General features: G+C 38.1%; 16 protein-coding genes. 6 read left to right on the forward strand and 10 right to left on the reverse strand.

What is annotated here, in order from left to right; all coding sequences use genetic code 11:
• Positions 1-8 precede the first annotated feature (8 nt).
• Positions 9-680, forward strand: a complete 672-nt coding sequence (locus MST17_RS08450; RefSeq protein ID WP_180027200.1) for a hypothetical protein — start codon at positions 9-11, stop codon at positions 678-680.
• The gene (locus tag MST17_RS08455; RefSeq protein ID WP_180008112.1) at positions 677-1,633 is read left to right on the forward strand and encodes a M15 family metallopeptidase; all 957 of its coding nucleotides are present in this window, start codon (positions 677-679) and stop codon (positions 1,631-1,633) included. Before MST17_RS08450 ends, MST17_RS08455 begins: the two co-directional genes overlap by 4 nt.
• A gap of 45 nt (positions 1,634-1,678) precedes the next feature.
• Here MST17_RS08455 and MST17_RS08460 read toward each other — a convergent pair whose 3' ends face one another.
• The 9 genes from MST17_RS08460 to MST17_RS08500 all read right to left on the reverse strand — a co-directional run bounded on the left by MST17_RS08460 (position 1,679) and on the right by MST17_RS08500 (position 7,232).
• A complete protein-coding gene (locus MST17_RS08460) occupies positions 1,679-2,440 on the reverse strand; it encodes an alpha/beta fold hydrolase (protein ID WP_180027201.1) in 762 nt (253 codons plus the stop codon).
• 176 nt (positions 2,441-2,616) lie between these two features.
• Positions 2,617-3,501, reverse strand: coding sequence for an MBL fold metallo-hydrolase (locus MST17_RS08465; RefSeq protein ID WP_180027202.1), 885 nt, complete (start codon positions 3,499-3,501; stop codon positions 2,617-2,619).
• The gene (locus MST17_RS08470) at positions 3,501-3,920 is read right to left on the reverse strand and encodes a DUF6691 family protein (RefSeq protein WP_180027207.1); all 420 of its coding nucleotides are present in this window, start codon (positions 3,918-3,920) and stop codon (positions 3,501-3,503) included. The genes MST17_RS08465 and MST17_RS08470 overlap by 1 nt, the downstream gene beginning before the upstream one ends.
• Before the next feature lie 2 nt (positions 3,921-3,922).
• Positions 3,923-4,336 (reverse strand): YeeE/YedE family protein, encoded by a 414-nt coding sequence (locus MST17_RS08475; protein WP_180027203.1) that lies wholly within the window; start codon positions 4,334-4,336, stop codon positions 3,923-3,925.
• A gap of 241 nt (positions 4,337-4,577) precedes the next feature.
• Positions 4,578-4,823 (reverse strand): hypothetical protein, encoded by a 246-nt coding sequence (locus MST17_RS08480; protein ID WP_180008109.1) that lies wholly within the window; start codon positions 4,821-4,823, stop codon positions 4,578-4,580.
• A 40-nt stretch (positions 4,824-4,863) separates the two neighbouring features.
• Complete coding sequence (locus tag MST17_RS08485) at positions 4,864-5,619, reverse strand: zeta toxin (RefSeq protein ID WP_257224042.1); 756 nt, start codon at positions 5,617-5,619, stop codon at positions 4,864-4,866.
• A 3-nt stretch (positions 5,620-5,622) separates the two neighbouring features.
• On the reverse strand, positions 5,623-5,883 hold the full coding sequence (locus MST17_RS08490; protein ID WP_168379492.1) for a hypothetical protein: 261 nt from the start codon (positions 5,881-5,883) through the stop codon (positions 5,623-5,625).
• A gap of 584 nt (positions 5,884-6,467) precedes the next feature.
• Positions 6,468-6,860 (reverse strand): hypothetical protein, encoded by a 393-nt coding sequence (locus MST17_RS08495; RefSeq protein WP_218949232.1) that lies wholly within the window; start codon positions 6,858-6,860, stop codon positions 6,468-6,470.
• Between the two features lie 3 nt (positions 6,861-6,863).
• Positions 6,864-7,232, reverse strand: a complete 369-nt coding sequence (locus MST17_RS08500; RefSeq protein WP_078190788.1) for a hypothetical protein — start codon at positions 7,230-7,232, stop codon at positions 6,864-6,866.
• A gap of 1,119 nt (positions 7,233-8,351) precedes the next feature.
• Here MST17_RS08500 and aroQ point away from each other — a divergent pair.
• Genes aroQ through accC form a run of 3 tightly spaced genes read left to right on the forward strand, consistent with a single transcriptional unit; the run spans position 8,352 to position 10,618 of the window.
• Positions 8,352-8,807, forward strand: coding sequence for a type II 3-dehydroquinate dehydratase (gene aroQ / locus MST17_RS08505; RefSeq protein ID WP_078190789.1), 456 nt, complete (start codon positions 8,352-8,354; stop codon positions 8,805-8,807).
• Between the two features lie 15 nt (positions 8,808-8,822).
• Positions 8,823-9,239, forward strand: a complete 417-nt coding sequence (gene accB / locus MST17_RS08510; protein WP_078190790.1) for an acetyl-CoA carboxylase biotin carboxyl carrier protein — start codon at positions 8,823-8,825, stop codon at positions 9,237-9,239.
• A 17-nt stretch (positions 9,240-9,256) separates the two neighbouring features.
• Positions 9,257-10,618: an acetyl-CoA carboxylase biotin carboxylase subunit gene (gene accC / locus MST17_RS08515; protein WP_180027204.1), complete on the forward strand. Its 1,362-nt coding sequence runs from the start codon at positions 9,257-9,259 to the stop codon at positions 10,616-10,618.
• A gap of 70 nt (positions 10,619-10,688) precedes the next feature.
• Here accC and MST17_RS08520 read toward each other — a convergent pair whose 3' ends face one another.
• Positions 10,689-11,171, reverse strand: a complete 483-nt coding sequence (locus MST17_RS08520; protein WP_078190792.1) for a hypothetical protein — start codon at positions 11,169-11,171, stop codon at positions 10,689-10,691.
• 299 nt (positions 11,172-11,470) lie between these two features.
• Between MST17_RS08520 and MST17_RS08525 the strand changes: the two genes are divergently transcribed.
• Entirely contained in the window at positions 11,471-12,853 is a 1,383-nt protein-coding gene (locus tag MST17_RS08525) for a sensor domain-containing diguanylate cyclase (RefSeq protein WP_257224043.1), read from the forward strand.
• The last annotated feature ends 23 nt before the right edge of the window (positions 12,854-12,876 follow it).

The following is a 12,876-nucleotide window of genomic DNA, read 5'->3' on the forward strand; positions in this document are numbered from 1 at the left end:
TAGACACCATGGCAAACGAAAAATCGAATAACGTTAGAATTTTACAGTCGACTCAAAAAAATAATTTACCGCCTTTAGCTCATGCTGCTATCGGCTTTCTTGTTGGTGCAGCGGTGATTATTGTTGTTGGCCTGGGATATTTTTATCTAAATTCTGACGATCAGCCTACAAATGCAGAAATGACTACTTCTGCCCCAACTGAAGATAAAGCTGAAACTGAGGCATCCGCTGTACCTCGTCAAAACGAAAATGAGCAAGCTTCAGCTGAAAAAGCGCAGCAAACCGTTCATGCAACTGAAGAAAAAGATCCGGATAATGACTTATATTCGAATGATTTAGCTACTGCTTTCAATCATGGTAACACGGCTAAGGCAACTCAGCCTGTTCAAGCTGTGGCGAATAACCGTTCACCTTTTGAAATTACCCAACCGCAGCGCCCTGTTGTAGCTGCTACAACAACCGTTAAATCACATATTCCAAATACTATAGCGAAACCAAAAGCTTCGCCAACAACGGCCAAGGTGACCAAGCCTACAGAGCCATCTACGAAAGTAGTGAAAGAAGATGAGCACTTCGAAGAACCGATGGGCGGAACGCAAATTTCTGAAACCAAACGTCCAAAAGTGGTTGCTGCAACAAGCACTGCCAATGCGACTGTGAGCACTACAGTTTCTCCATGATCATTTTTTTGGTTAGTTGTTTCTTTGTCTTAGCACTGGTGACAGTGCTTTGTTTTTCTTATGAACTCAGAATTAAAGTTCAGGATTTTTTCTTTCAAATCATTCCACAAAGTAAAAAAAGAATTCAGCACGCCAAAAATTTTGCTTATGAACTGAACTATGCAGCAGCACCACAACAGATTCAATCACACTGGCATTTACAACAATGGTGGATTTTATTTGCAGGCTTCTTACTGTTTGCCAGTATTTTATTATTTGCTTTTACTCGCCCGATTACTGCAAGCAAAGTTGAAGCGGATTATTTACGTAAAGTCGATCCACAAATTTACGCCATGCTCGATGGACAGGTTTTAGATGCGCCTCCTGAAGTCGAAGAATATCTTGTTCAAGAAGCAATCGCTGAAGAAGCGGCAATGATTGAGCAGCCATCTGTTATGGCTTCAAGCTTTAACCCAGAAGTTCAAGATATCCATACGCATTCATACTCTACGGATGTGCCTTCAGCAGATCGTAAATGGCATAAAATGAACCCACGTTATAAGCAGCGTTTATTGATGGTGTTCAAAATCATGCGTGAACAACATGGTTATGAAATGGTTTTGCTTGAAGGTTATCGTAGTCCAGAGCGTCAAAATAATTTAGCCACCAATAAAAATACCACTCGTGCGCGTGGTTTCCAAAGTTATCATCAGTTTGGTTTAGCAGCCGATGTCGCCTTTAAACGCAATGGCAAAGTGGTCATTACTGAGCGAGATCCTTGGGCTATGCGTGGTTATCAACTTTATGGTCAAGCCGCTGAGTCTGTCGGTTTAACATGGGGTGGACGCTGGAAATCTATTCAAGATTATGGTCATACAGAATATCGTATGCCAGGCCTGAAAAAAACTGCAGAGATGGCGGCATTACTCACCTCTGAAGGTCAGCTTCAAGCCAATAACATTTCGATTGAGTAGTATTTCGATGTTGTGCCTGCAAAATATAATTGAAGGCACACCGTATTAATCTAAATAATTTTGTATTTGCTCTATAACTTCAGTTGTTTTTTCTGCATGTAACCAATGGCCTGCACCTTCTATTTCTACAATTTTCGCATGTGGAAATTGTTGTTCTATCGTATTGGTATGTTCCACTTTTGAAATATAAGGTGACTGTCCACCTTTGAGGAACAATACAGGCTGTTGCCAAGTATTTCCCATACTTTCCCAACCAATAATTTGGTCATACTGTTTATACAACGCATCTACATTAAACAACCATTGTCCTTTGCTAAAAGACTTGAGTAGAAACTGTATCACCATATCTGAATGAATATACTCACGCATAATTTCTACCGCTTGCTGTCTAGATTGAATTTGCGCATTTTGTACAGCAATCAAAGCTATAAATATTTCATCATGATGACGTTCCTGATATGCAAAGGGCGCGATATCCAATACAACAAGTTGCTCTACCCGCTCTGAGATTAAAGCCAATTGCATTGCGACCTTGCCTCCCATGGAATGGCCAATCACTGAAAACTTATCGATACCAATCGCATCTAATGTCTCAAGTACATCGTTTGCCATCTCACGATAATTCATTTCTGTACTTTGAGGTGATTTACCATGATTTCGTAAATCAAGCTGAATGACAGAATGTGAATTTTGAAAAGCTCTGGCAAGCATCCCTAGGTTACTGAGGCTGCCAAATAAACCGTGAATAAAGACTAGTGGATGCGTTTCGCCCTCTAATTTTTGATGATATTCGTAATTTAGGATCATTTTTGAATACTTTGCTATGTTGATATTATGATGCCTAGTTGACGGAATGAAATCAAATGACAGTTAAAAATTATTAGTCTTACTTAGGCTATTTGTATGTGGTATATGATTTAACTTGCTTAGGCTATTTTATAAATGAAATAGCCAACCGCAATCAACCTAAAAGATCTTTGTCTTTAATTTGCAGATTTAAAATGATTAAAAGGAATTTTTAAATAGCGGATACCATTCCCTTCTGGTTCTGGAAATTTACCTGCATCCATATTGATTTGTATCGCAGGTAAAATCAGTTTGGGCATAGCCAAATTTGCGTCACGCTGAGTTCGCATTGTGACAAAATCTTCTTTTTTCGTATCAACGTGGATATGAATATTCTGCTGTTTTTGCGCATGCACACTGCTTTCGCAGCAGTATTTTGACCGGTTTTCTGGTAAATAGTCATGACATAAAAACACGCGCATTTCAGGTGCTAACTGATAAATCTTTTGTACAGAGTCGAATAATACTGCCGCACTACCCTTGGGGAAATCACAACGTGCTGTGCCATAATCAGGCATAAATAAGGTATCACCGACAAACACAGCATCATCACCAACCACATAGCTCAGACAAGCAGGTGTATGTCCAGGCGTTGGAATGTTATAGGCCTTTAACTCACCGATTTTAAATGCCTCATGATCTGCAAATAAATAATCAAAAGACTGATGTGAATTAAAATATTTCACATCAAAATTATAAATGGCGCTGAATGTTTCCTGCACAATCTTGATGTTATGGCTCATCGCAATTTTGCCACCAAGAACCTGTTTTAAATATTGTGATGCCGTTAAGTGATCTGCGTGCACATGCGTTTCTAAAATCCATTCTACGCTTAGGCTATTTTCTTGGATATAATGAATAATCAAATCTGCATGCTTCGTTTGAGTAGTTGCGGAAGCAGCATCATAATCCAATACACTATCTATAATCGCACATCGGTTTGTTTGCGGATCGGCTACCACATAACTGAATGTATTGGTATTTTCATCAAAAAAATGTTGTACCTGTGCACGATTTGACATTAATTTGCTCCCGAAAATTTACGATGTATATAGACGCCCGCAAACATCGCTACAACGAAATAGATCGCTTGATAATAACCAAGCCCGATCAAAGTAAAGGCTGGCGCAGGACAAATCCCAGCAATGCCCCAACCTATTCCAAAGATAACACTCCCCATGATGAGTTTTGCATCAATTTGATTATTACTCGGTAATTCAATCGCCGTCCCATCAAAGGTTGTCGGTTTTGATTGACGAACGGCCATTTGAAATGGAATAAATGCAACTGCAATGGCTCCCATCATCACAAAAGCTAAACTCGCATCCCACTGCCCTGTAATATCAAGGAAACTTAAGACCTTTTCTGGATTAGACATGCCCGAAATCATTAAACCTAATGAGAAAATTCCACCAAAAATAAAAGCCAATATATTTTTCATCATTAAGCTCCGATTACATGTCTCATTACATAAACTGTGATAATCCCAGCCAACATAAAACTAGCAGTTGCAAAGAATGAACGCTTAGAAAGACGACTAATACCGCAAATGCCATGACCGCTAGTACAACCTGAACCTAATCTCGTTCCGAATCCAACCAATACCCCGGCAATGATCATCATCCATGGGCTTGCATCCAGTTCAATTGTCACAGAGGTCATTTTCACGTAGATAAAAGGCACAATAAAAAGTCCCGCTAAAAACCATATCGCAGGTGTTTTTAAAATCGTTTGAGGATTCAACATTTGCGCAATTAAACCACTGATACCGGCGATTCGACCATGTACGTATAGGTAGCCAACTGCGGCTAGGCCCAATAAGGTCCCGCCGAGAAAAGCGGTTAGAAATGGATGCATATTCATCAGCCACAAAAACAATATATGTTTTTATAATATGTTATTTAAAAAAAGATGCAAGCTCTCCAACCGAAATATTCGTTCTGACTTGCCTTTTCCTGATTGAAAAATTCAACGTTTCAAGAGTGTTTGATTAATTTATTTAGAAATAATTTATAAACTTGAAAAATCACGAAATATATCCTCGGAGATTTTTCAATAAAGGCTGTTTATTATGAAGTTAATTGAAATAATAGATAGTTTATAGATCAATACTGATATCGCTGAGTGCATCGCTCACCCACGTTAAAGCATCTGAACCCAATTCTATAATATTCGAACCAATTTCAGCTAAGTCGGTCAAATCTAGAGAAGATAAAGGATCAAATGATGAATTGTTTTTTTGCTGTTCTTGTTCAGCTTGCTGCTCAATGACTTGATCTAGATCCGTTTGATCTAATGGAGATGAGTTTGAATGTTGTTGTAATTCATTGTCTATATTTTGCATAGAGTTATCCTGTTGTTTTTTATATCACTTACGATTGATATTACTTCGGTTCAAACTCTTTGAGCACCTTATCTACAAACCACCACGGTAAACGCTGAATACCTGAATTCATCTTTAAAATTTCAGCTTGTTCAATTTCCGCAATGAAAGACGCATGCTGTCCATCGGCAGAGTTATCAAATAAATAACTTCGATCCGTTGCTTCTACCGCCTGCATTAACAAATCCATACTTCGATAATAACGTTCACGAATTTTTTGTTCTGGCACGCCATGTCCACCCGTTTTCACTCGGTACTGAACACGTGAAATATTGATAACAGGATCAATAGTGGAAACATAATACAGATAGGTTCGAAAGCCTTTTCTTTTTGCTTCGCGTAGAAACTCCACCTTTGAAATATGGGACATCACTGTTTCAAAGGTAAAACTAATTTTTAGTTCTAAAAACTGCAAACGGATATAATCAATAATTCTTGCACAAAGATACGAGTCAATCTGGTCTGGATGAAACTCAATTTTCCACGGATCTAATATCTGAGGTTTACGTGCTAATAGAGGAATAAATTCTCCATCGGCGGGACGCTTTTTCGTATATAGAAAGTCAATTAATGCTTCGGATTTTAAAGCGGGATGGTAATCCAACAAATTGAGCCGGTGTGAATGTTTCAGTTGAGCTTCGAGTTCATCCGCATTTAAATATGCCCCAATATGATGGGGCAATAAATATTCTTTAACTGTGCTTTTACCTGAACCATTTGGACCCGCGAACATTCTAATGCGAGGTTGTGGAGGCATGTATTAAACAATTTCCTCTATTTTCTTTTTACGTTTTAAAATTTTAGGTAGATCATCCACTTGTACGAAGTCGGCTGAAACATCTTTTATTTGTACTTCTTGACCATTTTGCAGACGTTGAACCAGTTGTAGACCTTTTACATAAACCACAGTGGATGAAGCACTTGCTTGTTCAAAAGCATGGCGAAATGCATGGATAGCAAGGCTCGGGATCATATCGTCCTCATATTGGCTTGCTTTCATTACTGAAGTATAAGCTGTCATGGAAACAACTCCTCAAACATCAAAAATAATGTGTTCAATCATCTTATCATACTCGCAATATTTGTCTATTTATCCATCACTCATACTGAAAGGAAATCGATAAAAATTCAAAGTGCTTAAATCATTTGATTATCTTACTCGAAAAGAATGTCGTATATGAGTCAATGTGTGTGGATAGTAAATCAGGAATTAAGTAAAAGTTACCTACATTGGATTTATCACCCAATTAAGCATTTAATTTTTCACAAAAAAATAGCCACTTATTCAGTGGCCAAAAGAGAACGACATCAACAAGTTGATGTATTAGTACTGACCTATGCAACAGGACCAGGGATGTTTGTTGCATATAAATTGTTCTAACCTAATCATAATAATGTGATGGACTTATCATTTTAAGCATATTTTATATCATTTTCTGACAATCTACATTTTCAACTTCTAAGATTATTAGAAACTGCACCTATAGTGAATAATGCTGTAATAATTTTGAAATATTAGACCATTTCGAATTATGAAAAATAGAACAAAATGAAAGAAAGTTAGACTAGAGCCCAAAAGTTTTAGAAGAGAAATTTAAACCTAAATTATTTTGTAGGACTCGAACAAAATGCACTTTCGTTTAAGCCAGATGACTGCATACTCTGTTGCTGTTGTTGTAAGTAGTGCTGTGAAGCCACTCGCATTAGATTGGCCATTTCAAGAGCTGAGTTTTGCTGAGAAATTTCTAAAATCTGTCGATATGCATTCAATCTTAAACAAAAAGCTTGAGTTTGCTGCTGACCAGTTGCTGTAGAGGCTGGGTCATCCAAAATGGCTTTGGTTGAATTAATTTGCTCAGTATATGCTTGTATCTGAGCATTATATTCAGCTTGAGTTAGTTGTGGAGTAACCGCTTCTTTCACATTTGCATATAATAAAGAAGCAGTAAACACCGAGAAAATAAAAACATACAGTTTATACATCAATGGAGAATGCATAAACTAAGCCTCATCACCTTCTTTCCAGACATCTTCATAATCATCAGCATCGATCATAAAACGATAGCCTACATCCAAAGCTAAATATGGTAGCACTTCAGGCACGACATCTTGCAGTTTACGCACAGTCATTGTTTCAAAGTTATCTGCGCCTTCAAGCTCACCACCATAAATATACCAACTGACATTTTCATCACCTTCTGCAGGCTTACGAATACCAACAATTGGATCTTTATTTAAGGTATGAACAGCCACAGCAATTACATCATCGCCCTGCACTTCTACATATGCAGAACCCACTTCTTCACATAAAAGCTTTTGTTCTGCAATCAGTTCTGCCAAAGGTGATGAATTTTGCGTATGTTTTGCCATGTTTGTTCTCAGGCCATATAGGTTTCGGGCATTCTACCGTGAATTACACTTATATAGATAAATTTTTTCCGCGGGAAAGCATTCGAGCCTTGTTTTATCAATTCATTTATAGCAAAAGACTCAATGCGGTAGATTCCACCTAAAAGTATAAACAAGAAGAAAGGAAACTTATTCAACACATATACCGCTAAAACATGGAAATAGACGAATAAAAAATAGAATCAGCATGCAAACAGCAAGCTTCTTTACCACCACAGATTTAACTTTTGCCAATGCCTGTGCAAATTTGGACAAATACCCGATTTTCCAAACTTACATGATTTATGAAAGAAATCGTCAATGCCTTGTACGTTTCATAGATTCAAAACACTGACTAGAAAATACACAGGATGGTTAATACGCTTATATATAGGTCTATAAAGTATGACTTAGCTAGGCAATAAATGTTCATCATATCTAAAGCTGCCTACTTATAAGGAAATGCTCCCACAGAATATTTAATTCGCTAAGGCAAACAAAATATCTAGCTTGAGCCCTATCATCTATGAAAAAAATTTCATTGGCCTAGAAATATGCTTTATAAACCATAGAAAAAGTAACTATCTTTTAATTTTTATATACTTAGCACACAAACCTGATTTATGCTTTCAAATAACTCGATTGAAAACTGAGAACAATTTAGATTCCTTTACGCGTGAAATAAGTTAAACCTTAGAATTTTTTAAGTCGCTGTATAAATACCATCTTTACGACTATGCTTGCGTAGGCTGTTCAACTGACGATCTATAAGACAAATGTACAAGCCATCTCACCTTTCAAATCATTTATACTGGTTATTGCTAAACGCATGCACCACGATAAAGCAAGTTTACACAAAAGATATCAACAGTTTTAGCCAATTGGGTTTAAAATGATGTCCTACAATATAATGATAAAAATGTAATTTTTTAACATTGCCAATTCTATGCAAAGTTCGCATTATATAGCCCATTCTCGGCACATGCTTTTCACGTCAATTCAAAGAAATTATAAAAAAAATGTGGAATTTTATGCCATAATGAGCAAACTTTGCAGGTATCTTGCAAAGTAAATTTGCAACTTTTTATTGGAGCAGGCTGAATGAGCTCGACCATTTTGGTCATTCATGGACCGAATCTCAACTTACTGGGAAAACGTGAACCCGAAGTTTATGGCTATCTAACACTCGAAGATATTAACCAAAAACTGATTTCACAGGCTCAAAACGCTTCCATTTCTCTCGACACTTTCCAAAGTAATTGGGAAGGCGCTGTCGTCGACCGAATTCATCAAGCGCAACAAGAAGGCGTTCAATTTATCATTATTAACCCAGCAGCCCTAACACATACTTCGGTTGCTGTGCGTGATGCCCTCCTTGGTGTAGCCATTCCGTTTATCGAAGTACATCTATCAAATGTCCACGCTCGCGAAGCATTTAGACATCACTCCTATCTATCTGATAAAGCCGTTGGCGTTATTTGTGGTTTAGGTGCAAAAGGCTATGCCGCAGCACTAGACTTCGCCATCGAAAAAATTCAACCAACTTCTCAATCTTAATTAGGAATACTGTTCATGGATATCCGTAAAATCAAGAAACTCATCGATTTGATGATTGAATCTGACTTACAGGCGATTGAAGTTAAAGAAGGCGATCAATCTATCGCTCTAACTCGTCGCAATCCAGTTGTTGCTGCCGCTGCGCCTGCTATGGCTGCTCCCGCCGCTGCACCTGCTGCACCTCGTTCACCACGTGGTGCTGTTGAGCCGTCTCCTATGGTTGGTGTGTTCTATGCTGCGCCAAATCCAGGTGAAGCACCATTTGTTAAAGTTGGTCAAACTGTATCTGCTGGTGAAACACTCGGTATCATCGAAGCAATGAAAATCATGAACCCAATTGAAGCAACTCAAAGCGGTGTGATTGAAGAAATTTTGGTTAAAAATGGCGAAGTGATCCAATTCGGTCAACCATTATTCCGCTATCGCGCTTAAGACCACGGGGAATCACAATGTTGCAAAAAGTTTTAATTGCAAACCGTGGTGAGATTGCGCTCCGCATCACCCGCGCTTGCAAAACTTTAGGAATTAAAACCGTAGGGATTTATTCCGATGCCGACAAAGACCTAATGCACTTACGCTTCTGTGACGAAGCAGTGTGCATTGGACCAGGTGCCAGCAGCGAAAGTTATCTCAATATCCCTGCCATTATTACAGCGGCTGAAATCACCAGTGCAGATGCCATCCATCCAGGTTATGGTTTCTTATCTGAAAACGCTGAGTTTGCAGAAATTGTAGAAAACTCAGGTTTTATCTTTATCGGTCCGCGTCCTGAACACATTCGCTTAATGGGGAACAAAGTTTCTGCCATTATTGCGATGAAAAAAGCTGGTGTACCAACTGTTCCGGGTTGTGACCATGCTGTAACGATTCACAATGCATTGGCAGAAGCCAAAGAAATTGGATTTCCATTGATCGTAAAAGCTGCCTCTGGTGGTGGTGGTCGTGGTATGCGTATCGTTGAACGTGTAGACACACTACTCGAATCTGTACAAGCTGCTCAACGTGATGCGGAAATGTGGTTTGGTGACGACACCGTTTATATGGAACGTTTCCTTCAAAAGCCACGCCATGTCGAAGTGCAAGTTCTTGCAGATGGTAATGGCCATGCAATTCACCTTTATGATCGTGACTGTTCATTGCAACGTCGCCATCAAAAAGTGCTTGAAGAAGCGCCTGCACCAGGTTTACCTGAAGAAGCACGTGCGCATATTCTTGAAGCATGTGTAAATGCTTGTAAATTGATGCAATACCGTGGTGCTGGTACATTCGAGTTCTTATTTGAAGAAGGTGAATTCTTCTTTATTGAAATGAATACTCGTGTACAAGTAGAACATCCTGTTACTGAGCAAGTGACTGGCGTAGATATTATCGAGCAACAATTACGCATTGCTGCTGGCTTAGGTTTGGATCTTCAACAAGAAGATATTCAACTTAAAGGTCATGCGATTGAATGTCGTATTAATGCAGAAGATCCATCTACATTTATGCCTTCACCGGGCAAAATCGATCATTTCTATGCACCGGGCGGCGCAGGTATCCGACTAGATTCTCATATCTATCAAGGATATAGCATCCCGCCATACTATGATTCAATGATTGCAAAACTCATTGCGCATGGTAAAGATCGTGAAACCTCTATTGCGCGCATGAAACAAGCTCTCGAAGAGATTATCTTAACTGGCGTGAAAACCAATATTCCGCTACATAAAGATTTGATTCTTCAAGATAAAAATTTCTGCGAACAAGCAATGGATATTCACTATCTTGAAAAACATTTATTAAAGAAAGTCGAAGGACATGAAGAGAAATAAAACTTCAGCGTCAAAAAAACCACTCAAATGAGTGGTTTTTTATTTTCATAAGAAAGATCTATAGTCATGCTTAAGGCAAAACTCGACGCAATGTCGCAAAACACTGCTGAGCCTGATCATTGGCACAGAAATTAATAACCGATGGACTTTTCCACTTTACAAAGTACTGTGAAATTTCGCCGGTTTGATCTTGAATATTGCCCGAACAATCCATCTGATTATTGTCATATTTCACTTGTAAAATCAGTGCTGGAATTTGCACATTCGGATCTTGCGCAGGTTGATAGTCATATACCCCAGATGACCACTCTTCACCGCTTTTGATCACAACATCATTATTGCTCTTAAAATTATAATATTCAACGCACTTTTTATTGGTCGGAATTTCCATACCCCATAAGCCGACCAATTCAGAACGTGTTGTCACCCTAAAGCTATTCACCGCTTCAACTTGATTTTTAGCCTCTGAATTTTGAGTTGTATTCTTATTATCTGCCGCCATCACCAACGATGAACTCAACATGAGTAAAACTGTAAGATATGCTATTTTCATACATTTAATCAGTCATATAAATCATGCTCTTAAAGTAACACATTTTTTTACAAATCCGCGGTTTATCACATTTTCATAACAATCATTTTTCCTATTTATCCAAAAAATCAATCTCGGTTAACGAAACTACAAATCAGCTAAATGCCAAACAAATCACACTATTTACAATAAAATAATATAAAATCTTTTTTATCGTTTAATATACGAAAAAAACGAATTCTCCCATATTTAACCTAGGCTTACATAAGCTAATGAAACTGCATTCGAATAGTCTTGCTCCGCTTAATGCACGCCACAGCATGGCTTTTGTAATAGTCGCTGCAGTTATTCTTTGCTGCTGCTTAATCGGTATTTTCACCCGCCCATTATGCTATTTAGCGATTTTTTGGCCTGCGAATGCAGTATTGTTAGCAATATTCTTAAGGTTCCCTAAACTGAGTAATCTGGGAGGATGGTTAGGTGCATTTACCGGTTATATGCTCGCAGATTTAGTGACAAGCAATTATTTCCAACTCACTTTATTTCTCACTTTTTCAAATTTAACCAACAGCATGGTATCGCTATTTTTTATGCGATATTTTCAGGTGAACTATCAAAACTATAATAAAGGTTTCACCTTTCTGACCATGATTGTCATCATCGCCTGTGGTGGATGCCTTGCAGGTGCTCTTTTTGCTATTTTCACTGTGCCTTATATCCCTAACACGTTTATGTCGACCGATCGATTGTCGATTGATTTTGGTATGTGGTGGATTACTGAAATATTAAATGCGCTGATTATATTACCGCTTATTCTGTCTTTTCCTAAACTGGCCGATCTTAAACTTTATTTCAAAGATCGACGTCATCAAAGCTTTCTGATCAATAAAATATTTCCGGCAATTGCAGTTGTCTTCTGTGTATTTTTAACAGCAGTTTCTACAGGCCCAGGGGCAATTCTCTACCCTTTAGCGGCTCTAATTTGGGCAGCATTAACCTATCGATTATTTACCTTATCACTGATTAATGCCGTGGTAATTTTAGCGACCTATTACAATTTAAATGCGTTCTACTTACACGATTCTTCATTAGCCTATTTATCGACAGCAATTTCGGTCCGTATCGGCCTAGCCATGCTGATTCTATCGCCGTTGATTCTTTGTATTATTAGCCGAAATCGGCACGAACTATATAAAGAGGTTTTATACCTTGCAAATCATGATAGTTTAACGCATGCGATGAATCGTCGATATTTTTTCGAGCAAGGTGAGCTTTACCTACAAAACCAAATTCAGCTTAACTTTTCCATTATCATGATGGATATTGATCATTTTAAAAAATTAAATGATCAATATGGGCATTATGTCGGTGACCAAGTTTTACAAGAATTTTCGAGTATTGTGCGTAAGAATTTACGTGAAACTGATTTATTTGCACGAATTGGGGGAGAAGAGTTTAGTGTATTACTCACGAACATTGCTGCAACTGAAGCTCAAGGTATTGCTGAGCGTATCCGAAAAGTCGTTGAAACTACGCCTATTTTCATTGATAAAAAAAATACGATTTATATTACGGTGAGTATAGGTCTGATTCATCAGTCTTTGCCCAATGCTCCAAGTTTGCAAAGTATGATAAATCAAGCCGATCAGGCCTTATATCAAGCCAAAGAGCTCGGCCGTAATCAGGTGATTTTAGTTCATTGAGATTTATCAAAATACTGAATTGT

Origin of the sequence: Acinetobacter sp. YH16056_T (assembly GCF_024605895.1) — a bacterium.
In the GTDB taxonomy this organism is placed as follows: Bacteria; Pseudomonadota; Gammaproteobacteria; order Pseudomonadales; family Moraxellaceae; genus Acinetobacter; species Acinetobacter amyesii.